We start from the raw sequence: 24,747 nt of genomic DNA on the forward strand, positions 1-24,747 counted from the left end.
CGTCTCCGATGGTCCAGCGTCGTCAGTTCTTGAATCGCGCCGTGATCCAATCGACGATCGCACGGGTGCCTTCGGTGGTTTGTGTACCGATGCTGCCGTCGGGGTTGATGACGCGGCCGTAGTGATCGGCGTGCCGGACCACCACCAACTCCTTATCGGTTGCGGCCGAACCCTTTACGATCGCCTCCGCCTCACTCATGCGTAGGCCTTCGTCTCCGGCGTAGTGCACGAATAGCAGCGGGTCGTGGATCTGCTGCAGGCACGCGATGGTGTTGGCGCGGCTGGACAGTCCACTCCAGGTGCTCAGCCACCCTCGCGGTGTGATGTAGCGGGCGAATCCGGGTCCACCGTAGTTCTCCAGGTCGGGTCGCTTGCTCAGGTAGGAGCCAACGACCCGGTCGTCTGGTTCGATGCCGAGGTCGGTGGCGGCGGGATCGGCTGCGGTCCGGTAGATCACCATGTGTACAGCGCCAACGGCCAAGCGCCGCAACCTCATAGCGGCCTCTGGTGAGTCTCGTTCGAGAATGTCTGCCGCCGTACCGCCCGCCTTCTGCTGTGCCACCAGGCTGCGCGCGAGCACATCGATGCGACGGACTCGCTCACGCTGCGCCCGCCGGTAGCGCTCGAGAAAGTCATCCGGGTAGTGGCTTGACTCGGGTGGTGTGCGAAAGCCATTGGCGGGGTGGTACATGTCCAACTCGGGGTCGGCGGCCACTGGATCGGACTCGTCGACGACCGAGGGGTCGATGTACTTCAGCAGCACCTCACCCTCGCCGCGGTGCCCGGCGATGATCGCGATGCCGTCCGCAGGCGGAAGATCGACCGCGTTGAGGTCCAGCGGGTCACCCGCTGCAGTGCGGGTGAGGCGACCCGGCGGATCAGTGCGCGCCTGCCATTGGTACATCGATGCCAACGTGCCGCCGCCGCTGTTGCCTACCAGGACGACTTGTTCGCAACCCACCTCGTCGCGCAGAAAACGGACGCCCGCTGCCATGTCGAGCATCAGCGTCTCGTGCACGGTGTCGACGTCGTTGTTCACCCAACGGCCTGCCCTGCCCAGAACGGCATATCCGGCCTGGGCCAGCGCGACGATGTTGTAGTTCTGCGACTGGTCGGTGCGTGGGTGCATCAGATGGATACCGACCCGCGGAGTCACCCCTTCCCGCCAATACAGCACCGCTCTGCTGGGGGCGTCGTCGTCGGCGACGAGCACGACGGCGCGATGCCGGACCTCGGTAGGAAGGTCCTGGACGCGGAAGTTGGCCCCGTGCAGGCGAAGTGGGTTCAGCGGCCGGCTCACTGTGGCAGCCACTGGCGGTAGTAGGAGTCGTCCTCGACTCCGACGGCATCGTTGGTCAGTTTCAATGGCGCGAAGGTGTCGACCATGAAGGCGGTCAGATCCGTTTCCTCGATGCCGATGGAGGCCTCATACGCGCCGGCCTTCGGCCCGTGGGTGATACCACGTGGGTGGAACGTCAGATGCCCGGAGTGCCCGGAGGTGCGGCCCGGAACCAGACCACTGACGGTGAACATCACCTCGTCGCTATCGATGTTGTTATGGCTCGGTGGCGACGGGATGGCCAGCGGGTGATAGTCCAACTTGTGTGGAGGGACGACGCAGATCACCGACCCGGCTGCACCGAGAATCTGATAGACGTCGGGCATCTGGTGCAGGCTGCCGGTGATCGGTTCGACATCTGAGAGGTTCAGTGCGTATGGGTAGAGGTACCCGTCCCACCCAACGACGTCGAAGGGATGCTGATCGAGGATGACCTCGGTGCGGCTAGTTCCGTGTTTGACGTGCACCGGGTAGGAGCCCTTGCCGACCGTGGGCGCGGTCAACTCGGGTACGCGCAGATCGCGTTCGCAGTACAACGACTTTTCCAGCAGCTGGCCGTACTCGTTGCGTAGCTTTTCGGGCACCTCGATCGGGTCGTTCGACTCCATGGCCAACATCCGCGCCGACGCACTGTCGAGCTGCCACTGCACGGTGGTACCACGTGGAATGATCACCAGGTCCTCGGGGCCGAACCGCAGCTGGCCAAACGGCGAAAGCAGTGCGCCCGAGCCCTCCTGTATCAGGACGATCTCGTCCGCCACGCTGTTGCGGGCGAAGTGGTCCATCGAATGATCGGGCGTCGCAAACGAGATCACCACGGAGTCGTTGAACAGCAACGGAATCCGCGAGGAGATCGCGTCGCCCGAGGTGCGCAGCGCGGACGTATCGAATGCGCGCGGCCGCAACGCCTCCGGCGGCTGCTCCTTGAGTTCGACGGGTGCCAGTGCCCGGAACCCGCTGGCCTGCACCGGCGGTGCGACGTGGTAGAGCAGCGACGAGATGCCGGAGAACCCCACCGTGCTGAACAGCTCTTCGTGGTAGAGCGACCCGTCTGGCTGGCGGAATTGCGAGTGGCGTTTCGCCGGGAGGGAGCCGGCGCGACTGTAGAAAGGCATCAGAGCACCCCACTGTTTCGGTATTGATGTGCGATAATCGCATCGATATAGCGATTACCGCATCCAGTGTGCTCACGCTGGGCCGCGCATGTCAACCCTTAAGGTTTGGTAGATGCAGGACGCACCGCAGGACCGCGCGATCGCGGTCGAAGATGGCCGGGTCGGCCCGAAGCGATCGATGCTGCAGTCGGTGGAACGGGCCTTCGCCGTGCTTCAGGAAGTGTCTGCCCGCGCCACGCCGGCGTCGGCGGCCGAGTTGGCGGCCGCCCTCGGCCTGGACAAGACGATCGTGCACCGCATCCTGCGGACGCTCCAAGCCGAGGAAATGGTCGAGCAGGTACAGGGCCGGTATGTCATCGGCCCGCGGGCGTTGTTGTTCGGCAACGCGTATCACGAGAGCCTCGCGCTGCGCTCCGCCGCCCTGCCGTACATGATCGATTTCCTGAAGTCACTGCCTGGCCGCCAGGTGATGGTTTCCCTCGCCGTGATCGTTCATGGACAGACTGCGCTGGTAGAGCGGATCTGGAATCCCGAGATGAGCTTGGATCTGATCTTCGGCCTGGGTTCCAGCTTTCCGATCGATCAGTCGGCCTCGGGGCGCGCGCTGTTGGCCTACCTCGAGCCGGCCAAGGTGGTCTCCATCGTCGGCGACCCGCGGGCGGCCCAACTCGAAGACACGTTCGCCCGCATCCGCGAGAGCGGCGGGATCGAGTTCCAGCACAGCCCCGTTCAGGAGAGTCATTGTGCGATTGCGGCGGTGATCTTCCCGCGCACGAGCGCATCGCGCAGCACGTTGATCCTGTCGGGGCTCGGATTGGAAGACGACCTGACCCCGACCTCGCCATTGGTCAACAGGCTGCGACGCTACGCCGACCGTGTCGGCGAACTGCTCTGATTGCTGCCGGACACCGGTCCCATCCCTGATACGCGCTTTCCGTCCGGGTATTGACAAGCTGCACGGACTCGGGTGATAGTCAGTTCGCAATACGCATCGCGAATGCGAATATCGCACTATCAGAGGTGTCGATGGAAACGATCTTTCTCAGTCTGGGTGACAACGTCCGTGATCCGGTCGACGGCGAAACGCTGACCGATGCGCAGAAGCATCAGCGACTGATCGAGCAGGCGGTGGCCGTCGAGCACGCCGGGTTCGACGTCATACAACTCGGTGAGCACCACTTCAACCACTTCGTGTTCGCGGCGCCAGAGGTGGTGTTGGCCGCCATCGCGCAACACACCACCCGGCTCCGGCTGGGTACTGGAGTCACGACGATCACCACATTGGATCCGGTGCTTGTCGCGGAGGGTTTCGCCACGCTCGATGTGATGTCAGGCGGACGCGCAGAAATCGCACTTGGACGCGGCGCCTACGAGCAGACGTTCCAGGCGATGGGGCGGCCTCAGGAACACGCGACGCTCATTTTCGAGGAGTTCGTCGAGTTGCTATGGCAACTCTTCAACGAAGAGGAAATCACCTGGAAGGGCGATTGGCGCGCCGCACTCGACGGCATCACCGTCCGACCGCGGCCGGTGCAGGAGTCGATCCCAATGTGGAACTCCTCGACCAGCTCGGTTGCCTTGTCGGCGCGGCTCGGGTTGGGCGCCGAATGGGTCGCGGCGTTGGCACCCTTCGACTCGCTCAAGCCCTACGCCGACGAATTCCGCGAGGCCTGGGCACGGGCCGGGAGGGCCCCGGCATCGTGGCGGCTCCGGCTCGGCGTGCACTTCCATGTCGCGAAGACCTCGCAGCAGGCCCGCACCGATTTCGAGCCCTACCACTCAAACTATTTGCGGGAGAACGCCAAACTTCGCATTTCGGCCTATCAACGCCGTTGGCTCAAGCCCGACGAAGAAGTCGACCGGGAGCACATCATGATCAAACCCGAGGGCGACATCATTCCCTTCTGCGGTAGTCCGGCCGAGCTCGTGGACAAGATCGGGCGGGCGCGAGAAGTGCTGGGCATCAGCGGCGTGGCGATGGCCATCGACATGGGCGGGATGCCCCAGCACAAGGTGCTCAACCAAATCGACCTAGTTGGAAGCGAAGTCATACCCGCACTGAACTGACCGCCAGTCAAAGGAGACAGCATGCTCGCCCCGATCTCAATCGATGAGCTCAAAGTCATCGGTGAGGGAGTCAACCGCCCGGAAACCGTCCTCGTCACTGGCGACAACCGTGTCATCGTCTCCGATTCCTCCGATGCCGCGCTCACCGAGATCCGATCCGATGGATCGTTGCGTCGGCTCGGCCACAAGCCCGGGGAAAGCAACGGCTTGTCGATGCTCGATGCCAACACGGTGGTGTTCACCGTGTTCGACACCGGAGAGGTGTGCACCCTTGATCTCGCGACGGAGCGGGTGACGGTGCTCGCCGACACCGTCGACGGCCACAAGCTGGCGTGCCCCAATTTCCCGTTGGCTGGGCCGGATGGCACCGTCTGGGTCAGCCTCACCACCGCGAGCGGCGACCCGTTCGCCTCGATCGGGCACCTTCTTGCCGACGGCTCCATCGTGCGGATCGATCCCGACGGATCGTGCACCACCGTGGCTACTGGGATACCGTTCGCGAACTGCATGGCCTTCGACCCGCAGTTGGAGAACCTCTACGTGGTCCGTTCCACGGCAAGTGACGTCGCCCGCTACGAACTACGTCCCGACGGCGGGCTGCGCGAATGCGGCCGCTACGGACCAGTTCTCGGGCAACGAAGTCCTGACGAAGTCGGCCCGGACTACGCTGCGAAAAGCTTCGAGCCGGCCATCGGGCGCCGGTGGGCACTGAGCGATGGCTGTGCCTTCGATGCCGAAGGAAACCTCTGGGTCACCCTGATGTCGGCCAACAAGATCGTCGCCATCACCCCTTCCGGTGAGGTCGTCACGATCCTCGACGATCCCGACGGCGACCGGATGATCACGCCCACCTCGGTTGCCTGGGGCGGGCCCGACATGCGGGATCTCTATATCGGTTCCCTGTTTACCCCCCACGTCTTGACCGCACGCAGCCCCGTGGCCGGGGCGCCCCTGTGGCACCAGCTTCGCAACTGAACAAGCCGTCGACTCGAGACAACCACCAACGGAGGTAGTGAGACCGTGAAGTTATCGGCAATCTTGGCCCCGGGCCCACGGACCCTGGAATACGCACTGCACGCCGAAGCACTTGGCTACGAACGGGTCTGGCTCTACGATTCGCCGGCACTGTACTGGGACTGCTGGCCCACCTTGGGCCAGCTCGCCTCGGCTACCCGCACCGTTGGCCTCGGCGTTGCGACCCTGGTGCCTGGCATGCGGCACGTGGTCAGCACCGTCGGCGCCGCGCTGGCCGTCGACCAGCTCGCCCCAGGCCGGCTCGCGCTCAGTGTCGGAACCGGTTTTACCGGTAGGCGCGCGCTGGGTCAACGACCACACACCTGGAATGCCGTGGCGGAGTACACCACAGCGCTGCGTTCGCTGCTGGCCGGCGACGAGGCCGAGGTCGACGGCATCCCCGTGCGATGCCTACACGCCGACGGGACCACCCGCCTTGGCCATGCGGCGATTCCGGTGTTGGTCGCGGCGAACGGTCCGAAAGGCATTGCCATTGCCCGCGAAACCGGGGACGGGGTCATCTCCATCGCCGCACCGCTTGGTGGGTTCGCGTGGAGCGCCTACGCGGTGCAGGGCACCGTCCTCGACCCCGGTGAAGCGCTCACCGACCCGGCGGTCAGCGATCGGCTCGCGGCCGCCATCGCGCTGCAGTACCACATTGCCTATGAACTAGGTGGTCCCGATGTCGTCGACCAGCTGCCCGGCGGCACGAGGTGGCGGGCAGCGATCGAGTTGATCCCGGCGGAGCGCCGCCACCAAGCCATTCACGAGGGCCATGTGACCGAGCCGCCCGAACGAGAGAAACCGTTGCTGCACCCCGCCATAGCGGCGCTGACCTTCACCGGTACTTCCGAGGAGTTGGCCGAGAAGGTCGCCGGGTTCGAGGAATCCGGCGCAACCGAGTTGATCTTCACACCGTTGGGTTCCGACATTCATCGCGAACTACGTGCGATGGCCAATGCGCTTGGCGTCACGACAATCTGAGAGCGGGACACGCATGGACAGCACGATGGGTGATTCGCCGTTGACCGTCACCGCAATACTGCGGCATGGGACGGGAGTCTTCGCCGACTGCACGGTGACGACGGCTACCTCCGACGGTTCCCGCCAGCTCACCTACGGCGAGCTTGGCGAACGGGTGGCTCAGCTGGCGCACGGGCTGCGCGCCATCGGCGTGACCGGCGACCAGCGGGTGGCTACGCTGATGTGGAACAACCAGGAACACCTGCAGGCTTACTTCGCGGTGCCGGCGATGGGCGCGGTGCTGCACACCCTGAACATCAGGCTGACAGGCGAACAGCTCGCCTACATCGCCAACCAAGCCGAAGACCAGGTGGTGCTGGTGGACGCCTCGCTGACGTCGGTGCTGGCCACTGCCTTGCCCGACATGTCGACCGTGCACACGGTCATCGTCGTGGGCGGTGGGAACATCGAGCCACTGGCGAGTGCGGGCAAGAACGTCATCGACTTCGATGACGTGGTCGCCGGGCAGCCGACCGCGTTCGATTGGCCAGAACTCGACGAAAGATCTGCCGCCGCAATGTGTTACACCAGCGGCACCACTGGAAATCCGAAGGGTGTTGTCTATAGCCACCGGTCGACGTACCTGCATTCGATGGCCGTCTGCTCCACCAATGGACTGACCGTCACGGCCGGTGACCGCATCTTGCCAATCGTACCGATGTTCCACGCCAACGCCTGGGGCCTGCCGTACGCGGCGCTGATGGCCGGCGCGGACCTCGTGCTCCCAGACCGTTACCTGCAGGCAGACCGGTTGATCGACATGATCGAGACACACGAGCCCACCATTGCCGGTGCGGTGCCGACGATTTGGAACGACGTCCTGCAGTCCCTCGAGCGAGCTCCGGATCGCGACATCTCGTCGCTGCGGGTAGTGCCGTGCGGTGGCTCTGCGGTGCCCATGGCCTTGATGAAGCAATTCTCCGACCAGTACGGCGTCACGATCCGACAGGCGTGGGGGATGACGGAGACCTCCCCTCTGGCCGCGGTGGCCTGGCCGTCGGAGAACGCGCCAGAGGAGCTGCGCTGGGCCCAGCGGGCCACCCAGGGGCGGCCGATATGTGGCGTCGAGGCCCGCATCGTCGACGACGGCGGCACTGTGTTGCCCAACGACGGAGCAGCCGTTGGCGAGCTCGAGGTCCGCGGTCCGTGGGTCACCACGTCGTACTACCGCGACGACGACACGTCCAAGTTCGAAGCCGGCTGGCTGCGCACCGGCGACGTCGGCCGCATCGACCGCCACGGCTTCATCACGCTGACCGACCGCGCCAAGGACGTGATCAAGTCTGGCGGTGAGTGGATCTCCTCGGTCGAGCTGGAGCACCACATCATGGAGCACCCCGACGTCGTCGAGGCCGCTGTCGTTGCGGTGCCCGACGACCGGTGGCAGGAGCGTCCGCTGGCCGCGGTCGTGCTCAAGGACGGCGCTGCCGTCACCGCGACACAGCTGCGCGGTCACCTCTCCGACAGAGTGGTCCGATGGTGGCTGCCGGAACGCTGGACGTTCATCGATCAAGTGCCTCGAACCGGCGTCGGCAAGTTCGACAAGAAACTGATCCGGTCGCATTATGCCGATGGTGTCTACGACGTCGTCGACTGTCGGACCGAGGATTGATGACCGCGGCGCTCACCGTTGAAGACGCGGTCGATTTGACCCGGCTTTCGGCGTGGATACGGGCGAGCGGGCTCGGCGACGGAGTGATCGACGCACCGGTCGTGCTCACCGGAGGCACGCAGAACATTCTGCTCAGATTCCGAACTGGCGGGCGCGATGTCGTGCTGCGCCGACCGCCTGCCCATCCGCGGCCGAACAACAACCAGCTACTCCTGCGTGAGGCCAGGGTGCTGCAGGCGTTGGGCTCCACCGCGATCCCTCACGCCAGACTTCTTGGCATCTGCGACGATCCGAGCGTCATCGGGTCAACGGTCTTCTTCCTCATGGAGGCCGTGGAAGGATTCAATCCCGCCGTCGAGCTGCCCGAGCACCTCAGTGATCAGAGCGGGCGTGATCGTCTGGCATTGGCGGCCACGGATGCGCTCGCGCAGCTCGGCTCCGTCGACCATGAAGCCATCGGCCTCGCCGATCTTGGTCGTCCCGCCGGGTTCCTGCAGAGACAGGTCACGCGCTGGGTGGCCGAACGGGAAAAGTACCTCGCGCTTGACGGCTACGACGGCGTTGCGCTACCGGGGTTCGAAGCCGTCCGCGATTACCTTGCCGACGCCGTGCTGCCGACGTTCCGGCCCGGCCTCATCCACGGCGACTATCACTTCGGCAACCTCATCTTCGACGCGAGCTCGGCGAAGTTGGCCGCCGTGTTGGACTGGGAGATGAGCACGATCGGCGACCCGCTGCTTGATCTCGGCCGCTTCCTGGCGATGTGGCCGGACGAGCACGAAGTCATCATGACGTCCGGCGGTATTTGGACGGCCGGACCACTGCCGCCGCCCGACACGATCGCCGCCCGGTATGCCGAGCGATCGGGCCGCTCGCTCGAGCATCTGGCGTGGTACGTCGTGATGGGTTGTTTCAAGCTCGGCATCATCCTCGAGGGGACGTACGCGCGGGCCTGTGCCGGGCAGGCGCCACTGGAAGTTGGGCTGGCGTTGCACGATACGGCCGTGCGGCTGTTCGAACGGGCCACCCGGCTGGTGGGACGCACATGACCGACCTGTTCGACTTGAGCGACAAGACGGCGCTCATCACCGGTGGATCGAGGGGTCTTGGCCTGGCGATGGCCCACGGCTTTGCCGCGGCAGGAGCCGACATCATCATCGTCAGCCGCAAAGAGCGCGCGTGCACTGACGCCGCAGCGGCAATCGCCGAGGAGCATGGCGTCAAGACGTGGGCGTTCGGCTGCAACGTCAGTTCCTGGGACCAGTGCACGGAACTGGCTGCGTTGGCCGAAGCCGCTTCCGGCGGAGTGGATGTCTTGGTCAACAATGCCGGAGTCTCACCGCTGTACCCCAGCCTGTCAGAGCTCAGCGAATCCTTGTACGACAAGGTTTTCGGTGTCAACAGCAAGGGTCCCTTCCGGTTGAGCACGTTGATCGGGGAACAGATGGTCGAGCGAGGCCATGGTTCGATCATCAACATTTCGTCGATAGAGAGCATCTACCCGACTGCGGCGGCGCTTCCCTACGCGGCGGCCAAAGCGGCGCTCAACGCCGTGACGCAGGGGCTTGCCGCGGCGTTCGGGCCCAATGTGCGGGTGAATGCCATCCTGGCTGGGGCCTTCTTGACCGACATTGCCGCGGCATGGGAGATGGAGGAATTCAACACCCGTGCGCGTCGCAGCATCGTCATGGGACGTGCCGGACAGCCGGACGAAATCGTTGGGGCCGCCGTATATTTCGCGTCCGATGCCAGCAGGTACACCACCGGCACCTTGTTGCGTGTCGACGGTGGCGTCATCGGCGGCATCACCTAGACATGACACATCGACTACGAGGAGCTGCCTGTGGCATGGGACTTTGACACCGACCCCGAGTTCGCGGAAGAACTGGAATGGATCGACGCCTTCGTCCGAGACGAGGTTGAGCCCGTCGAGCTGTTCGTCACCGACCCGTGGAACGTGAACGACTCGTTGCGCAACGATCTCATCGTGCCGCTGCAGCGGCAGGTCAAGCAACGCAACCTCTGGGCATGCCACTTGGGGCCGGACCTTGGCGGCCCCGGCTATGGGCAGGTCAAACTAGGACTGATCAATGAAAGATTGGGACGGTCGTCGGCAGCTCCAATCGTATTCGGTTGCCAGGCACCGGATTCAGGCAATGCCGAGATCCTCGCCCGCTACGGCACCCCCGAACAGCGGGACAGGTGGCTTGCGCCGCTGATCGACGGCCGAATCATGTCCTGCTTTGCCATGACCGAGCCGCATGGCGGTGCGGACCCGAGAGTGCTGACCACATCGGCGCGCCTCGATGGCGACTCATGGGTGATCAACGGCGAGAAATGGTTCTCCTCCAATGCGCACGTCGCTTCCTTCTTCATCGTCATGGCGGTGTCGGAGCCGGATGCGGCTGACTACAAACGACATTCGATGTTCGTCGTTCCTGCCGAAACACCGGGAATAGAACTCATCCGCAATGTGGCAGGCCACCACGGCTACGTGCGATACGTCGATGTCCGGGTGCCAGCCGATCACATTCTGGGCGGCCGTGGCGGCGGGTTCGTCGTTGCCCAGACCCGCCTTGGGGGTGGCCGTATTCACCACGCAATGCGCACGGTGGGGCTGGTGCGCCACAACCTCGACCTGATGTGCCGGCGCGCCCTCTCGCGCCGCACTGCCGGTGAGCACCTGGCCGACAAGCAACTCGTGCAGGCCGCGATCGCCGATTCCTGGTGCGAGTTGGAGGCTTTTCGGCTCTTGGTGCTGCAGACGGCATGGAAGATCGACAAGTACCAGGACTATCAACGGGTTCGTGGAGACATCTCCGCCGTCAAGGCGATGATGCCCCGGGTGCTCAACAACGTCGCCTCACGGGCACTGCAAATACACGGCTCGATCGGCATCAGCGATGAAATGCCGTTCATGGACTCCGTGCGTGAGTCGTTCACGATGGCATTGGCCGACGGTCCTACGGAGGTTCACCAGACAAGTCTCGCGAAGACCGTGTTGCGGGGCTATCAACCCGACGCCGACGTCTTCCCGGAGTACCACACGCTCCGCCGACGGGAACGCGCAGAGGCCAAGTACGCCAACGTACTTGCTCGCCATGGGGTGGTGTCCTCGGCGATGGACGACGCTGCCGCCACGATCCGCAATCGGTGATCGCTCGATGGTTCGTCGCAAACGACGAATTATTGACACAAAAGTTCAGAAGGGGGCATGATGCTAGTCACAGAATGCACTTCTTTCCTGCGGTCAGCCAGGCCGCAGCTGAAGCGATCGCCGCACGTATTTGGAGTAGAAATGACAGCCACAGGATCGATGCGTCCCGTCGCCAACTACAGCACGTTGGACAACACGCCCGAAGAGGCGCGAACCATCCTGGAGGAGGCGCGCAGCCGGTGCCCCGTTGCCCACAGCGACAGGCAGGATGGCTTCCACATCCTGCTCGGCTATGACGATGTCAAGACGGCGACCGCCGATCACGAGACGTTCTCGAGCCAACCCAGCACGTTGCGCCCACTGGCCGACCGGCCACCGGCCCCCCCGATCGACTTCGATCCGCCGGCCCACTCGATGTGGCGCCCGATCTTCAACCTGGCCTTCAACCCGCGCGCATCGGCCCGCGTGGAAAGTCTCGTCAAGGCCGACGCGGAGCGCGCTGCCGAAGAGTTTGCCCAAGCCGGCACAGGTGACTTGGTCGCCGACTACTGCGAGAAGCTCCCTGCCCTGGCGGTGTGTCACGTCATCGGTTTCGATGTGGACAGTCGCGGCGAGTCACGGAAACGAGTGAGCGAACTCCTCTCCTCCCTTGGCGAGCCGGAGAAGGCTCATCGGGCGTTTGTCGATTTCAACCGGTACTGCATCGAACAGGCCTCCGATCGCAAGACGAACCCGCGCGATGACTACTTGACTGAACTGGTCAACGCCGAAATCGACGGAAGACCGATAAGCGACCTCGAGCTGTCGAGCGTCATCGCTGCCATCCTGATCGCCGGCATAGAAACGACCATTTCCGGTTTGGGCAGCTTGCTGTACGAAGTGCTCGCGGATCCATCGACTCAGCAGCGTCTGCGCGAGAACCCGCAACTGATTCCCGGCGCTGTCGAAGAGGCATTGCGCTTGCATCCTCCCGTCTGGGGGCTCTATCGGCGCGCCACCTGCCCGGTCACCATGCACGGCGTCGACATCAAGCAGGACGACACCGTCATGGTCAACTGGGCGGCGGCGAACTGGGATCCGGCCACATTCGAAGACCCGAGTGCTTTTCGCGTCGACAGGAAACCAAATCCACACCTGACGTTCGGCCGGGGTATCCACACGTGTCCAGGCGCGCACACCGCGCGCATGGAAATGCGAGTGGGCCTGACTGTGTTGCTCAACCGCTTCAGCGACATGAGACTTCCCGATGGCTTCAAGCCGACCTACCTATTCGGCGGCGCTGAGTCTGCGTCAATGGTGAGTTTGCCCGCCATCTTCACTCCGGCCGGCTAGCAACCGCGCCGTGCCCTGTGAGCCCAGCTAGAGAGAGGCGACGACGTGGTCGCGAGCACTGAGGACACGAAGGTCTCGGCCGAGCTACTGCTCGAGCGAGCGAAGGGACTGTTTCCGCTAATCTCCGAGCGCGCGGCCGCGGCCGAGGCGGCCGGCCAGCTGACCGAAGACGTGGTCGACGCCATGCACGATGCCGGGCTCTACGGGATGTGGGTGCCGGCAGTCCTCGGCGGCGCCGAACTCGACCTGGCGTCGGGGGCCGAGATCATCGAGCAGCTCGCATACGGCGATCCCTCTACCGGCTGGGCCTTCATGGCCTCGGCCATCGCCATCGGCGTCTCCGGCGCCTACTTCGGTGACGAGGCGGTCGACGCCATGTACGGCGGCGACCGGATGCCGGTGCTGGCCGGGCACGGCACGCGCCCGGGCATCGCCATCCCGCAGGACGGCGGCTACGTGTGCTCGGGCAGCTACAGCTTCGGCTCGGGAATCAAGCACGCCGGACGGACCTACAATCTCGCCCTCGTCGAGGGGACTGGCGAGGCGCGGATCTACTCGACGCGGATCGAGGACGCCGAACTCGAGTGGAACAGCTGGGACACTCTTGGGCTTCGCGCCACCGGCAGCGTCGACTATTCGATCGACGCCGTATTCGTGCCAAAGGCGTACACGCACATAGTCGACACCGAAGCGCCGCTTCGGGGTGGGCAGATCTACACCCTTGGCGTATCGGGCTTCATCTGTTGCGCGCACGCGGCTTGGGCGGTCGGGCTGGGTCGCCGAATGCTCGACGAGCTCAAGGTGCTGGTCGCGGCCAAGGCCGGCCGCGCAGGCGCACAGGCCGACAGCACCGCGTTCCTCGCGCAGTACGAGGCGGCCGAGGCCAAGCTGCGCTCCGCTCGGGCGCTGATCTATGAGACGTGGCACTCCATCGGCGAGACGCTGCACCTCGGCGACCCGCTGACCCAGGAGCAGCACAGTCTCTATCGGCTCGCCCTGACCAACGCCACGTGGTCGGTCCACGAGGTAGCGGTCTTCGTCTACACGTCGGGAGGAACCACGGCAGCCCGACCGGGCGTGATCCAGCGCAACTTCCGCGACATGGAGACTGGGCTCCAGCACATCACTTCGTCGCCGCCCGTACGCCACAACGTTGCCCGCGCGCTCGCCGGGCTGTCGGCGGGGAAGCACTGGATGTTCCTCGATCTGGTCGAGAACACCTAGGCGCGAGCCGGCTCGTCGACGCTGGGTGGAAGTCCTTGTCTGGACGCGTTATTCGAGTGTCTCACTGTCATCACGGTGCATCCGCGTCACCGGCCGCAAACCCATCCAACCCTGCAGCCGGCCTCCGCTAGAGGATCATCGGCATCGCGGGTTGCCCACAAAGAAGTGCGCCGTAAACTTCCATGTTGCTGCTCGCAAGGAGGCGTGAGTGCAGGGCGATCGCCTGAATATCCCGAGCGATTCGTTGTAGCGGATTGTCCCGGCGTATGGCGCTTGCGCCGCTGGCCTTTTGGGCAATGGTTACCACTTCGCGACAAAGGTCGAACGCGCGTGACACGTCGGCTTGGCGCTGGATACTGCTGGTCAAATCGCCCAATCCGACGTCAGTACTCACTCCTGCCATTGCCCGGTCGGCGTGGAAACACGCCTCGTCGAACAGCATCGTGGCTTCGGCGACCTGAAGGTGGGTAATTGGTGCCTCTGCCTGAACGCTATATGGCATGTATGTGATGCCGCGCTTGTGGATTCGTTCCGTCAACAGGTCGAGCGCACTTCGTGCCAACCCGATCGGCGTAGCGGCAGCGGCCGCCAAGAACGCCCCTATCGGAGCTTGATAGTAGGGGTCGCTCGGAACCACTTCACCCATCAGCAACGAACTCAGCAGCACCGAATGTTCGGTTGGTACGAACACGTCCTCGGCGACCACCGAGTTCGATCCCGTCGCACACATGCCGCTCACCTTCCAGTCATCGGCGACCTGGAAGCTGGATTTCGGCAGAAGGAAGAAGCCGATGTCCTCGTCGCCGTCTTCGCGGATCGTCGTTGCAAACATGCAACCCCAGCCGGCATGATGTTGCCCCGAGCCGAAGGCCGCGGTCCCATCGAGTCGGTAGCCGCCGTCGACGTGGCGCGCACTACCTTTGGCGCTGAACACCACGAAGGTCTTCTTGTTGTCGCTGGTGTACACCGCCTCCTGGGCCGGATCGGGCAATAGACTCAAGAAGGCCGGTGCGGTGGTGTAAACGCTCGCGACCCACGCGGTCGATCCACATCCTTTGGCGAGTTCGGTCAGGGCCGCGACGATGGTTGCCAGGGACGCCTGCTCACCGCCATGGGCACGCGGGGTCATCAGCGAGAGCAGCCCCGCCGCCTCAAGCGCGTCGACAGTCTCGTCGGGAAGTCGCTCGAGTTCCTCACCCTTCTCTGCCGAGGCGCGCAACTGCGGCACCAGCGCGGCCGCCTCCTGCACCCACTTTTCGTCGACCGGCCCAGCGAAGGTGCGGACGTCGATGTTGTTCTCCATCGGTTCCTTCCGTGTTTTGCCCGCCAACCTGCCAGCGGTTTTGTTCAGGTCTTTGACCATCGATCGTGATCGGGTTGGGTGGTTGTCTGTTGGTCGCGTTAGAGGAACATGTTCAGGTAACGAGCCCACAGGGCTGTTTGGTCGCTGAAGATCTCTCGTCGTGCAAGCCTTAGTCCGTCACTAGTTCGGCGGATGACGTCCTCCCGCTTCGCGGTCAGGATGTCTTGCTCCTCCAAATCGGCGCGGTTGCGGTGGGCGGCAATGTAACTGGTCACGGCGTACTCGTTGGGGTCCGCCGTGGCGTACACGATCACGTTCGTGATCTGACGTCTGACCCGCGGTGCTGGATCCCGGTCGTAGGCGCTCTTTATTCCGACGTTTCGCATGGCACGCAGAGAAATACTCATCGCGTCGTCGTTGAATTTGCCGATCCGAGAGTCGAATCCCTTGCCATCGCTTCTATGCACCGTCTCCCGGACGGGCATGAGATAGACGAGATCTTCGGCGAGCAGTTCGACCCACTCGGTGTGGCGATCGTCGTCGAGCAGTAGCGCCTCGTCATACAAGAAGTCCAAGATCTCGCCATACAGCGCACTGCCGGCGCTGATCCGTTCGGCCCGGGTGCTGACGGGACTGACCTCGGTTGTCGCGGCCATATCAGATGTCCAAACTTCCCGGCTTGGCCATGGCGTCAAGCCAGCGGAGCCAGAAATGCCAGTTCGCGTTGTCTTTGAGGAATCCCGAATAGACCCTTCCGGGACCTTCCCAGCCATCGGGCCGGCGCGGCTCAGCCATCGTGTTGTACTTGATCGTCTCGCGTCGACCGACCGCACCTCGTGACCCGCGCTGGATCCACTCCCAAGCGTCGATGTCGTCCGGTTGGCTCATCGCCAAGCTCACGTGGGTCGACTCGCTGATCTCGGCAACTTCTTCGTCGGACATCGAGGCATCGACGAGCGCGAGCGTCCACACCTCGAAGGTGTCAACGTCTTTGGGGATGAACTGGTTTACCGCGATGAGCGAGTTGAGCCCACCCTCGAAGTTCGGATGAGGACTGATGATCGTGAAGTTGCCAGGGAACATCATCGCCGACATGATCCAGCCAGGTCCGAGTCGCTGCTGCTCCTCGGGCGGCAGTGACACCCCGGCGAAGCGTTCCCGGTAGTCGTCGAAGACGAAGACATGGTCTTCATTGGTGATGACGCCGGTAGCGAGCAGGCCCCACCCCTTGGCGTCGCTCGGCGGGGTCGACATGAAGCCAAGTTCGGACAGCGCCACGTGCTGCGTGGGCACGTGATAGGCATCGCCGTTGGACTGCTCGCCGAAGATCTTCCAGTTCGCTCGTACCGGTAGACGCAGCGGGGGGCCAAGCGTGCGAAGTTCCTTGTTGCCGAACATGCTGTCGTAATACCAGCGACCCTCATCGCCGAGGTATTGCTCGAAGGACACCGCATCGGCGGCGAACGTCGCGAAGATGAGGCCCTGATAGATCGCCACCCGAGCACTGCGCATCCCAAAAGCCGACTTGTCCCAGTCCGCGCCATACATGTCTCGCTCGTACGGCGCCGCTCGCAATCGGCCGTGGTCGTCATAGAGCCAGCCGTGAAAGCGGCACTTGAACTGGGTTGCGGCGCCCTTGTCCGCAAAGCACAGCGCCATGCCGCGGTGCGCGCACGCATTCAGCAGAACGTTGACCTGGCCATCGGAGGACCGGTTGACAATGACCTGGTCCTGCCCGAGGTAGCGGAGCACATAGTCCCCGGGGTTGGCGAGCTCACTTTCATGAGCAAGGAAGACCCACGATCGAGCGAACACCCTGTCGAGTTCTAGTCGAAATATCTCTGGGTCGGAATAGACGCGCCGGGACACCTCCCGACGCTCCAGATCAACCAGATCGACCACAGCCGTTCCATCACTGAGCACCGGTCCGACGGCACCTCGTAGCAACTGTTCGGTGAGTGCCATTGAGCTCCACCTATCTATCCAGCATTTGACTTATATGACCATCGTTTGACTGTGATGTCAATCACCTTCACATCCCGTCGGCACAATCACGCGCCGGCGTTCACCGACTTGAACCCCTCCGAACCGCCAGCGGGTAGGCGACTATCGGATATCCCACTGTAATATGTTGGTATACAGGATGATTCGTCTGTGAACTCGAACCCACACCCGCAGGCTTGTGATCGACACAATGGGTTCGCCGAGCACCTGAGCGCACCAAACGCTGCACCGCCGAAACGTGCATATAGCGCTCGACCCCCGGTGTCGGTCAGCGGATCGGTCGGATACTGCTGCGGCAATCGAGCGCTAGCCCACGGCAGCGACAAATCTGTTGCGCCGTCGTGCCCTGTTGCCCCGCGTATCACGAAGTGCCGCTCGGGCATTCCGCGAGCCCCGAGCGCGAAGGCAAGAGGGCGTCGTTCTTCAGCCTTGTGCACGCGGAGGTAAATGTTTTAACGTTGCCGTCGGAGTGAGGTGAGTCACACAGGCGCCCCCACGCCAACGAGTTGTCCGCGCCCGGCCTGAGATTTGCACACGCGGTTCGGAAATCAGAGTGAATGTTCGGCAGACCAATGGAGGCGAGCATGTCCAACAGCATCGATGTCGCAGCGCAGGGCAGCAGCCTGCCGCCGTACACGATCACGGAGTTTCCTCTTCCGACATGCCTACAGTGCACCGCTGAGGGCGGGCATGCTTGCGTCGGGCCTGCCGGCCTTACGTTCGGGCCGGACGGAAATCTCTGGTTCGGGATGCAAATTGGGCCAGATGGGAACGGCGGCATAGCGCGCATGGCGCCGGATGGGACCGGTTACACGGTCTATACGGAAGGGTTGGAAAAAGGCAGCTCGGTCATCGATCTCGCGCTGGGCGCCGATGGCAATCTGTGGTTCGCTGATTTCGGCCGGCGCGCCATCGGCCGCATGACGTTCGATGGTGTGATTACGCGGTTCGAGGAACTGACGCCTGGCAAAACCATGCTCCCGCCGGGGCACCTAGCCAACAGCCTGTCTGCTGAGACGATCTCCTTTCCGTACGAGATCGTTTCCGCATCCGGCGATCTTTGGTACACGGTTCAGGACGTCTACGCCGGCACCTTCCCGAATCTGCTGACAGGCTATGTCGGGCGCTTCTCACCCAGCGATCCGACGGGATCGTTGCAGACATATCCCTTGGAGGGCATGCCATCCGGCATTGTCGAAAGCCCTGAGGGCGGAGTGTGGGTCATCCACTTTCATCGCTGGACCGACAAGAAGGGCGGCGGCATCACCCGGATCACGGCCTCCGGCGAGGTCACCACCTATCCGCTGCCGAATCCAGAGCGCGACGATCCGCTCATGGCCGATTACGGTTACGCGTTGACGACCGCGGAACTGACCTTGGGCCCCGACGGCAATATCTGGTTCACGCAGGAATGGTGTCCCCTCATCGGCCGCTTCTCGCCAGACAGCGGCGCTTTCGACTACTTTCCACTTGGCGACTCCTCGTTTCCTACGCATCCGACGATGTTGGTGACTGCACGCGACGGGTACATCTACGTCAATGACGATGGGCCGGCTGCGTTGGCGCCCCTCGAGGGGGCGGTGTACAGGCTCTGGCGCATCGCGACAGACGGAACCGCAACTTTCATTGACGGTCCCGCGGCTAGAGGCGGGCTATGGCCCTTGACCGAAGCGCCAAACGGGGATCTTTGGTTCGCGCACCGCTTCGGCGACGTCATCGGCCGGCTGACGATCCCGGACTAACGTCCCCGACGAAACTCGCCGCTCGCTTCAGTATTTCCTTGGCGTGCTTGAGTTCTCGGTACTCCTGATTGAGGTTCTTGATGCGCCGACACCCGGCGGTGGACACGTCCTTGTGGATATAGTGCCTGCGCTATTTGGTTCAGCTCGCAGTGCCGCTGCGGCCAATCGTATTGTACCACTGCAGGATACGCTCCCGAACCCACCGAAGCGCTGATCGCCGCTCTGGAAGCACCAGCTATCCGTGTCTGTTCCGGGTCCCAGTCGTCAGGCTTCGAGGAGGCTCTTGAGCTGTTCCAGGCTGGCCTGACCCTGGCTCTTGAAGACGGGTTTCATCATCGCGCCAAGCGGGCCCGGGTTCAACGTCATCACCACACTCGTAGTGTCACCGCCGCCGGTGAGTTCGAGCAGCGTCTCGAGCTTCACCCCGCCACCAGTCGCAACGGTCTTGAGTTTGTTGACGGGCTCAACCTCGACGACCTCCACCGTCGTGGTCACCTCGCGCCCGGCGGCCGAAACCACTTGGGTGTACGTCGAACCCACGCCGCCGTCACCAGAAACGTCGCTGATCGAGGTAACGCTCGTCATCCACTGCTGGATGTTGGCCGGCGTCTTCAAGTACTCGAAGACATCTGCCGGCGCTCGCGCAATGTCCACGGCCGTCTTGATACCAATCACTTCGTGTACCTTCCGTCGTTCGCTATGTCGCCACCACGCCGCTCACACAGCGAGGGCAACGACGGTGTGGCGTAAGCGTTGGCTCGGGGAGCCGTCGGCTGTTAACCCACGTCATTGGATTCTAAGGCCAGCGCGAAATTCCAACGGCAAAGTCGAACATTTACTGAAGAGTCGATAAATCAACGAGTCGGCCAGTACGTTTCAACCACTCGGTACTCCGCAGCGCCTGGCAACACGGTCGGTCGGTCGGCCGCACGCGGATCGTGCTTGGACTCGTTGGCCCACAATATGTTTCGCTGAAGACGGGTGATCATGAGCCTATGGAGACGCGGGCGCCATGGCAAAAGGTGATTGACATCACTGTCGAACAGTGATGATACTAGTAAACCCATGGACGATAGCCCTTTGGAAGCTGGAAAGGGGCGGACAGACAATCGTGACGACCACAAGCGCGCCAGTGGGCACGGCCAATGCACTTCGTCGGATCATCACCGAACCCGCCTATCTCGAGGTGGTCGCCTTCCTGGTTGACGAGGCCGAGTTGCTCAATGACGACCAGCAACTCGATTGGCTGCAACTGCTGACCGAAGACTTCACCTACCAAATGCCGTCTCGGTCGACGGTGTTCAGCCGTGACGGCGCTGGCTTTGATGACCGGACAAGCCACTACAACGACGATCGCATGACACTTGAGCTCAGGGTCCAGCGCAACGTCGCGATTCAGTTCGCTTACGACCGGGACCCACCGCCGCGCACGCGTCGCATCGTGGGCAACGTCGTCGTGTTCGAGCGCGAGCCCGATGTCTACGACGTCACAAGCGGAATCCTGCTCGTCTGGAATCGATTCGATACCTCGACGAGCGATGTGTTGTCGGCGCGGCGGGAAGATGTGATCCGACGCACCGACGCTGGGCTTCGGCTGGCGAGTCGGAGAGTGCTCATTGACCAGTCCAGGCTCGACACCAAGTACACCAACATCTTTCTTTAGGCGTATAGCTCCAGCACGAAGCTCCCTAGGAATTCCTCAACCACATCGGAGACGAAGCCATGGCGATAGAAGCGGATCTTGAACGCCGGTTGGGCCCGATGCTGTCTGATGGCACCACCATTCGGGATCTGTTCGACCTCGATGAACGGTCGGTCTCATTGCGGGTCCTCTCCGATCCCGAGATCTACCAGTTGGAACTGAAGAAACTGTTCGCGCGATCGTGGGTGGTGGTCGGCCACGCGAGCGAGCTCCCGGAACCGGGTGACTTCATTGTGCGGGCCGTCGGCGACGACAAGGTCCTCATCCGCCGGACCAAATCGGGTGCCGTTGCCATCACGCTGAACGTGTGCTCCCACCGTGGCGCCGAGTTGTGCTGGGCTGACAAAGGTAACGCACCACTCCTCAAGTGCCGCTACCACGGCTGGACCTTCGACGCCGAGGGGTCGATGGTCGGCATGCCCTTCGAGAAGGAGGTCTATGGCGACGTGGACAAGTCACGCCTCGGCTTGACGAAGGTGGCGACTGCGGTTCGCCACGGCGTCATCTTTGCCAACCTCGATCCCGACCCGGTGCCCTTCGACGACTACCTCGGCGAGGAGATGGGCTGGTACTTCGATTTCCTCTATGGCACCGCTGAACAGGAGGTAGTCGGACCTCCGATACGCCACGTGATCAAGGCCAACTGGAAGGCGATCGTCGACCAGTTCGCCGGTGACGCCTACCATTTCGCGACGACACACCGAGCGATGGGTGAGCTTGGCATCATCACTGCGCCTGCCAACGACGCCAAGGGCTGGTCCCTCGAAGCGTGCTGGGTGCGCATGCCCGGCGCGGGAATGGCGTGCACGGATGCCCTGGGACCGTTGTTCGCCGATGACGGGATCGAGCGCAAGCACCCACTTGCCGGTTGGCTGATGATCGGCCTCATGTTCCCAGCATCCGCGATCTCGAGCTTTCCCTTGCCCGATCCGGAGCACATTTACCCGACCATCGGCGGGTTTGTCCCTCTTGGCCCCAATCTCACGGAGATGTGGATTACGCAGCTGCTCCCCAAGGACGCCTCCGAAGAGACTAGGGAGATCCTCGACTCCATAACCCTGGTGAACAACGTCGTTCTACCCGACGACATGGAGAACTGGATGGCGATGGGTCGCGGTGCGGCCGGGACCAGATCGGCGCACGGAAAAATTCGGTACAACACGCCACCCCGTCCCGCGAACAACCCCGACTTCTGGCCAGGGCCGGGATCGGTGTACAGCGGCATCCACAGCGATGACAGTCAATGGGCGTACTGGCTGCAGTGGTTGGACCAGATGACGGCCGACTGAGTCGGCCGACGACTAATCCAACGGTTCCTCGGAGGTGGTGATCGCGCCCTCGGGGCAGGCCTGCGCGCCCTCGATGGCCTTCTCCTCCAGATCCGGACGGACAGGCGATTCGTCTACGAAGGCAAAGCCCGAATCGTCGAGTTTGTAGACCTCCGGACATACGTCGGCACAGGCCGTGTAGCCGCAGCACTTGTATTCATCGACTTTGACGTAAAGCGGCATAGCCGTGCTCAGCCCCAATCAATCAATCAACTCCACGGTAGTCGGCTCATGCAGTGATGGTCAACGACGTCCAATCATTGACTCATTCGTCGACAAGACCGTTCGGCCGTGAAGGTGACGCGAGGGTTTTAGTGTCCGCGGGTGACCCATTGGTCGTAGTTCACGAGTTCGTCGCCGATGGCGGTGGTGTCGCCGTGGCCGGTGTAGACGACGGTCTCGTCGGGGAGCATGCCCAACCGCTGCGAGATCGACGCCAGGATGGTGGGGAAGTCGGAGTAGGACCGTCCGGTGGCGCCTGGTCCGCCCTGGAACAGGGTGTCGCCGCTGATGACCGCGTTCAGGTCGGGGACGTACCAGCACACTGAGCCGGGGGAGTGGCCCGGCGTGTGCAGTGCCTGCAGTTCGACACCGCCGACGGTGAGCGTGGCGCCGTCTTCGAACGAGCGGAAGTCCTTGTCCGGATGAGTCATTCGCCACAACACGTCGTCGGCGGGATGCAACAGCACTGGCGCGTCGAGGGTCTCGCCGAGTTCGGGTGCCACCGTGACGTGGTCGTTGTGTCCGTGGGTACAGACCACGGCGACGACGTTGCGGCCGCGGACGGCGTCGACGATCGGGGCGGCGGTGTGTGCGGCGTCGAACACGATGACGTCGGTGTCGTCGCCGATGAGCCAGATGTTGTTGTCGACGTCCCAGCTGCCGCCGTCGAGTTCGAACTTGCCGCTGGTGACGAGGCGCTCAATGGCGACCACTAGAGCATCACCACCGAGCGCAGGACCTCGCCGGCGTGCATCTTGTGGAAGGCGTCCTCGATGCCGTCCAGCCCGATGCGTTCGGAGACGAATCGTTCCAACGGGAGTCGACCCTGGCGGTACAGGCTGATCAGGGTGGGGAAGTCGCGTTCGGGCAGGCAGTCGCCGTACCACGACGACTTCAGGGTTCCGCCGCGGGAGAAGAAGTCGACCAGCGGTATCTCCAGTGTCATGTCGGGGGTGGGCACGCCGACGAGCACCACGGTGCCGGCCAGGTCGCGGGCGTAGAAGGCCTGCTTCCACGTCTCGGGCCGACCGACCGCGTCGATGACGACGTCGGCGCCGTTGCCGTCGGTGAGGTCCTGGATCGTCTCGACGACGTCGAACTCCTTGGCGTTGATGGTGTGCGTGGCGCCGAAGTCGCGGGCCCAGTTGAGCTTCTGGTCGTCCATGTCGACCGCGATGATCTTCTTGGCGCCCACCAGCGCGGCGCCCGCGATGGCCGCATCACCCACGCCGCCGCAGCCGATCACGGCGACGGTGTCGTTGCGGCCCACGTTGCCGGTGTTGATGGCGGCGCCGATGCCCGCCATCACGCCGCACCCCAACAGGCCGGCCACCGCGGGGTCGGCCTCGGGATCGACCTTCGTACACTGGCCCGCTGCGACGAGCGTCTTGTCGGCGAACGCGCCGATGCCCAGCGCCGGGGTCAGTTCGGTGCCGTCGGTCAGCGTCATCTTCTGCTCGGCGTTGAACGTGTCGAAGCAATACCACGGGCGGCCACGCTTGCAGGCCCGGCACTGCCCACATACCGCGCGCCAGTTCAGGATCACGAAGTCACCCGGTGCCACCGCCGTCACGCCGGGCCCAACGGACTCCACGGTGCCCGCGGCCTCGTGGCCGAGCAGGAACGGGTACTCGTCGTTGATGCCGCCCTCGCGGTAGGTCAGATCGGTATGACACACCCCGCAGGCGATCACGTCGACCACCACCTCGCCAGGCCCCGGATCCGGGATCATGATGTCGACCAACTCGACGGGTTGCTTCTTGCTCCTGGAGATCACGCCACGCACGGTCTGACTCATAGCCCACAGCCAAGTGTCGAGCTCATGCTGGCGTCGTAGTTGGGGTTTGGATCCATCGGTGCTCTCTCCAATCGCTGAGGTGGCAGCTCGCGCGAGTGCCGTTTCAGATACTCGGGTTTACGTCTATGACGAGGTATCGACGTAGTAGTCAATCGCCTTCGTCGGAAAGGTTTCCGGATCGCCTTTCCCCGAGATGCGCCGGAATATACGATAAGGACGAATTATTTACAACGTTGTAGAGTGCTGTCACGGCGGGGCCCGCGAGCGGCAGGTCTGTGGCTCGACAAGGAGGCGACGCGATGTCCGTCAACGGATCGGACAGACAGGGCATCGTCTTGGCGCGCGAACAGTTCCGTGTCGTCATGGGAGACACCGATGCCGCGCGCGTCATCTACTTCGGTGCTCCGCTGGGTTGGGCCGAGCGGTTGATGACCACATGGCTTGCCGATGCCGGGTTGCCGACCTCAGTCACGCTCGACAGCGGCCGCGGTTACCCCGCCGTGCGCGCGGAGGTCTCATACCACTCGGCTTTGCGGTTGGACGACCGCGTGTTCGCCACCTTGTTGACGGGCGCGATCACCAATCGTTCGGTGACCTTCCACGCCCAATTCGCAACGGGTTTCGCAACGGCGCCCGCGGTCGAGGTGTGGCTCACCAAGGTCCATGTGCGATTCGGCGCGGACGGATCGGACGCGATTCCGCTGGACCCTTCGTTGCTGGCCGCATTCGACCGCGGATTCGTAGCGCCCCAAACCCAGTAATCGA

Annotated in this window: 23 protein-coding genes; 14 read left to right on the plus strand and 9 right to left on the minus strand. The window is 63.4% G+C overall.

Features of this window, described 5'->3' with window-relative positions; genetic code table 11:
* Positions 1 to 22 precede the first annotated feature (22 nt).
* Both SLQ33_RS27220 and SLQ33_RS27225 read right to left on the minus strand, forming a co-directional pair.
* Positions 23 to 1,312, minus strand: coding sequence for an alpha/beta hydrolase (locus SLQ33_RS27220; protein ID WP_319457020.1), 1,290 nt, complete (start codon positions 1,310 to 1,312; stop codon positions 23 to 25).
* The gene (locus SLQ33_RS27225) at positions 1,297 to 2,454 is read right to left on the minus strand and encodes a homogentisate 1,2-dioxygenase (RefSeq protein WP_319457021.1); all 1,158 of its coding nucleotides are present in this window, start codon (positions 2,452 to 2,454) and stop codon (positions 1,297 to 1,299) included. The genes SLQ33_RS27220 and SLQ33_RS27225 overlap by 16 nt, the downstream gene beginning before the upstream one ends.
* 112 nt (positions 2,455 to 2,566) lie before the next feature.
* On the opposite strand from SLQ33_RS27225, the gene SLQ33_RS27230 reads away from it, so the two are divergent.
* The 10 genes from SLQ33_RS27230 (at position 2,567) to SLQ33_RS27275 (ending at position 13,883) form a co-directional block, all read left to right on the plus strand.
* The gene (locus SLQ33_RS27230; RefSeq protein ID WP_319457022.1) at positions 2,567 to 3,349 is read left to right on the plus strand and encodes an IclR family transcriptional regulator; all 783 of its coding nucleotides are present in this window, start codon (positions 2,567 to 2,569) and stop codon (positions 3,347 to 3,349) included.
* 131 nt (positions 3,350 to 3,480) lie between these two features.
* Positions 3,481 to 4,521, plus strand: coding sequence for an LLM class flavin-dependent oxidoreductase (locus SLQ33_RS27235; RefSeq protein ID WP_319457023.1), 1,041 nt, complete (start codon positions 3,481 to 3,483; stop codon positions 4,519 to 4,521).
* Between the two features lie 21 nt (positions 4,522 to 4,542).
* Positions 4,543 to 5,496: an SMP-30/gluconolactonase/LRE family protein gene (locus tag SLQ33_RS27240; RefSeq protein ID WP_319457024.1), complete on the plus strand. Its 954-nt coding sequence runs from the start codon at positions 4,543 to 4,545 to the stop codon at positions 5,494 to 5,496.
* A gap of 45 nt (positions 5,497 to 5,541) precedes the next feature.
* Entirely contained in the window at positions 5,542 to 6,519 is a 978-nt protein-coding gene (locus SLQ33_RS27245; protein ID WP_319457025.1) for an LLM class flavin-dependent oxidoreductase, read from the plus strand.
* Positions 6,520 to 6,532: 13 nt separating this feature from the next.
* The gene (locus tag SLQ33_RS27250) at positions 6,533 to 8,170 is read left to right on the plus strand and encodes a fatty acid--CoA ligase (protein ID WP_319457026.1); all 1,638 of its coding nucleotides are present in this window, start codon (positions 6,533 to 6,535) and stop codon (positions 8,168 to 8,170) included.
* Positions 8,170 to 9,219: a phosphotransferase family protein gene (locus SLQ33_RS27255; protein WP_319457027.1), complete on the plus strand. Its 1,050-nt coding sequence runs from the start codon at positions 8,170 to 8,172 to the stop codon at positions 9,217 to 9,219. The genes SLQ33_RS27250 and SLQ33_RS27255 overlap by 1 nt, the downstream gene beginning before the upstream one ends.
* Positions 9,216 to 9,983, plus strand: a complete 768-nt coding sequence (locus SLQ33_RS27260) for an SDR family NAD(P)-dependent oxidoreductase (RefSeq protein WP_319457028.1) — start codon at positions 9,216 to 9,218, stop codon at positions 9,981 to 9,983. Before SLQ33_RS27255 ends, SLQ33_RS27260 begins: the two co-directional genes overlap by 4 nt.
* 30 nt (positions 9,984 to 10,013) lie before the next feature.
* The gene (locus tag SLQ33_RS27265; protein WP_319457029.1) at positions 10,014 to 11,327 is read left to right on the plus strand and encodes an acyl-CoA dehydrogenase family protein; all 1,314 of its coding nucleotides are present in this window, start codon (positions 10,014 to 10,016) and stop codon (positions 11,325 to 11,327) included.
* Positions 11,328 to 11,486: 159 nt separating this feature from the next.
* Positions 11,487 to 12,659 (plus strand): cytochrome P450, encoded by a 1,173-nt coding sequence (locus SLQ33_RS27270; RefSeq protein WP_319457030.1) that lies wholly within the window; start codon positions 11,487 to 11,489, stop codon positions 12,657 to 12,659.
* Between the two features lie 45 nt (positions 12,660 to 12,704).
* Positions 12,705 to 13,883, plus strand: coding sequence for an acyl-CoA dehydrogenase family protein (locus SLQ33_RS27275; RefSeq protein ID WP_319457031.1), 1,179 nt, complete (start codon positions 12,705 to 12,707; stop codon positions 13,881 to 13,883).
* A 127-nt stretch (positions 13,884 to 14,010) separates the two neighbouring features.
* Here the strand turns inward: SLQ33_RS27275 and SLQ33_RS27280 are convergent, their stop codons facing one another.
* Genes SLQ33_RS27280 through SLQ33_RS27290 form a run of 3 tightly spaced genes read right to left on the minus strand, consistent with a single transcriptional unit; the run spans position 14,011 to position 17,151 of the window.
* The gene (locus SLQ33_RS27280) at positions 14,011 to 15,246 is read right to left on the minus strand and encodes an acyl-CoA dehydrogenase family protein (RefSeq protein ID WP_319457032.1); all 1,236 of its coding nucleotides are present in this window, start codon (positions 15,244 to 15,246) and stop codon (positions 14,011 to 14,013) included.
* 38 nt (positions 15,247 to 15,284) lie between these two features.
* Complete coding sequence (locus SLQ33_RS27285; RefSeq protein ID WP_319457033.1) at positions 15,285 to 15,842, minus strand: aromatic-ring-hydroxylating dioxygenase subunit beta; 558 nt, start codon at positions 15,840 to 15,842, stop codon at positions 15,285 to 15,287.
* Between the two features lies 1 nt (position 15,843).
* On the minus strand, positions 15,844 to 17,151 hold the full coding sequence (locus SLQ33_RS27290) for an aromatic ring-hydroxylating oxygenase subunit alpha (protein ID WP_319457034.1): 1,308 nt from the start codon (positions 17,149 to 17,151) through the stop codon (positions 15,844 to 15,846).
* Between the two features lie 623 nt (positions 17,152 to 17,774).
* On the opposite strand from SLQ33_RS27290, the gene SLQ33_RS27295 reads away from it, so the two are divergent.
* Positions 17,775 to 18,932, plus strand: a complete 1,158-nt coding sequence (locus tag SLQ33_RS27295) for a hypothetical protein (RefSeq protein WP_319457035.1) — start codon at positions 17,775 to 17,777, stop codon at positions 18,930 to 18,932.
* 264 nt (positions 18,933 to 19,196) lie between these two features.
* Here the strand turns inward: SLQ33_RS27295 and SLQ33_RS27300 are convergent, their stop codons facing one another.
* On the minus strand, positions 19,197 to 19,607 hold the full coding sequence (locus SLQ33_RS27300; protein ID WP_319457036.1) for an SRPBCC family protein: 411 nt from the start codon (positions 19,605 to 19,607) through the stop codon (positions 19,197 to 19,199).
* Between the two features lie 436 nt (positions 19,608 to 20,043).
* Here SLQ33_RS27300 and SLQ33_RS27305 point away from each other — a divergent pair, with 436 nt between their 5' ends.
* Both SLQ33_RS27305 and SLQ33_RS27310 read left to right on the plus strand, forming a co-directional pair.
* Positions 20,044 to 20,595: an aromatic-ring-hydroxylating dioxygenase subunit beta gene (locus tag SLQ33_RS27305; RefSeq protein WP_319457037.1), complete on the plus strand. Its 552-nt coding sequence runs from the start codon at positions 20,044 to 20,046 to the stop codon at positions 20,593 to 20,595.
* A 59-nt stretch (positions 20,596 to 20,654) separates the two neighbouring features.
* Positions 20,655 to 21,923: an aromatic ring-hydroxylating dioxygenase subunit alpha gene (locus tag SLQ33_RS27310; RefSeq protein ID WP_319457038.1), complete on the plus strand. Its 1,269-nt coding sequence runs from the start codon at positions 20,655 to 20,657 to the stop codon at positions 21,921 to 21,923.
* A 12-nt stretch (positions 21,924 to 21,935) separates the two neighbouring features.
* Here SLQ33_RS27310 and SLQ33_RS27315 read toward each other — a convergent pair whose 3' ends face one another.
* From SLQ33_RS27315 to SLQ33_RS27325, 3 genes are all read right to left on the minus strand, one after another.
* Positions 21,936 to 22,145 carry a ferredoxin gene (locus SLQ33_RS27315; protein ID WP_319457039.1) on the minus strand — a complete coding sequence of 70 codons (210 nt, stop codon included), beginning with the start codon at positions 22,143 to 22,145 and terminating at the stop codon, positions 21,936 to 21,938.
* Positions 22,146 to 22,273: 128 nt separating this feature from the next.
* Positions 22,274 to 22,897 carry an MBL fold metallo-hydrolase gene (locus tag SLQ33_RS27320; RefSeq protein WP_319457040.1) on the minus strand — a complete coding sequence of 208 codons (624 nt, stop codon included), beginning with the start codon at positions 22,895 to 22,897 and terminating at the stop codon, positions 22,274 to 22,276.
* Complete coding sequence (locus SLQ33_RS27325; RefSeq protein ID WP_319457041.1) at positions 22,897 to 23,982, minus strand: S-(hydroxymethyl)mycothiol dehydrogenase; 1,086 nt, start codon at positions 23,980 to 23,982, stop codon at positions 22,897 to 22,899. The genes SLQ33_RS27320 and SLQ33_RS27325 overlap by 1 nt, the downstream gene beginning before the upstream one ends.
* Before the next feature lie 299 nt (positions 23,983 to 24,281).
* On the opposite strand from SLQ33_RS27325, the gene SLQ33_RS27330 reads away from it, so the two are divergent.
* Positions 24,282 to 24,743: an acyl-CoA thioesterase gene (locus tag SLQ33_RS27330; RefSeq protein ID WP_319457042.1), complete on the plus strand. Its 462-nt coding sequence runs from the start codon at positions 24,282 to 24,284 to the stop codon at positions 24,741 to 24,743.
* The last annotated feature ends 4 nt before the right edge of the window (positions 24,744 to 24,747 follow it).

The sequence above is a fragment of the Mycobacterium sp. RTGN6 genome, from assembly GCF_033804605.1.
GTDB lineage: Bacteria > Actinomycetota > Actinomycetes > Mycobacteriales > Mycobacteriaceae > Mycobacterium.

Excerpts from the sequence above, each read along its gene's own strand:
- SLQ33_RS27225 (WP_319457021.1), bottom strand. The coding sequence starts at position 2,454 with ATGCCTTTCTACAGTCGCGCCGGCTCCCTCCCGGCGAAACGCCACTCG.
- SLQ33_RS27230 (WP_319457022.1), top strand. The coding sequence starts at position 2,567 with ATGCAGGACGCACCGCAGGACCGCGCGATCGCGGTCGAAGATGGCCGG.
- SLQ33_RS27235 (WP_319457023.1), top strand. The coding sequence starts at position 3,481 with ATGGAAACGATCTTTCTCAGTCTGGGTGACAACGTCCGTGATCCGGTC.
- SLQ33_RS27240 (WP_319457024.1), top strand. The coding sequence starts at position 4,543 with ATGCTCGCCCCGATCTCAATCGATGAGCTCAAAGTCATCGGTGAGGGA.
- SLQ33_RS27250 (WP_319457026.1), top strand. The coding sequence starts at position 6,533 with ATGGACAGCACGATGGGTGATTCGCCGTTGACCGTCACCGCAATACTG.
- SLQ33_RS27255 (WP_319457027.1), top strand. The coding sequence starts at position 8,170 with ATGACCGCGGCGCTCACCGTTGAAGACGCGGTCGATTTGACCCGGCTT.
- SLQ33_RS27260 (WP_319457028.1), top strand. The coding sequence starts at position 9,216 with ATGACCGACCTGTTCGACTTGAGCGACAAGACGGCGCTCATCACCGGT.
- SLQ33_RS27270 (WP_319457030.1), top strand. The coding sequence starts at position 11,487 with ATGCGTCCCGTCGCCAACTACAGCACGTTGGACAACACGCCCGAAGAG.
- SLQ33_RS27280 (WP_319457032.1), bottom strand. The coding sequence starts at position 15,246 with ATGGTCAAAGACCTGAACAAAACCGCTGGCAGGTTGGCGGGCAAAACA.
- SLQ33_RS27285 (WP_319457033.1), bottom strand. The coding sequence starts at position 15,842 with ATGGCCGCGACAACCGAGGTCAGTCCCGTCAGCACCCGGGCCGAACGG.
- SLQ33_RS27290 (WP_319457034.1), bottom strand. The coding sequence starts at position 17,151 with ATGGCACTCACCGAACAGTTGCTACGAGGTGCCGTCGGACCGGTGCTC.
- SLQ33_RS27295 (WP_319457035.1), top strand. The coding sequence starts at position 17,775 with ATGTCCAACAGCATCGATGTCGCAGCGCAGGGCAGCAGCCTGCCGCCG.
- SLQ33_RS27310 (WP_319457038.1), top strand. The coding sequence starts at position 20,655 with ATGGCGATAGAAGCGGATCTTGAACGCCGGTTGGGCCCGATGCTGTCT.
- SLQ33_RS27315 (WP_319457039.1), bottom strand. The coding sequence starts at position 22,145 with ATGCCGCTTTACGTCAAAGTCGATGAATACAAGTGCTGCGGCTACACG.
- SLQ33_RS27325 (WP_319457041.1), bottom strand. The coding sequence starts at position 23,982 with ATGAGTCAGACCGTGCGTGGCGTGATCTCCAGGAGCAAGAAGCAACCC.
- SLQ33_RS27330 (WP_319457042.1), top strand. The coding sequence starts at position 24,282 with ATGTCCGTCAACGGATCGGACAGACAGGGCATCGTCTTGGCGCGCGAA.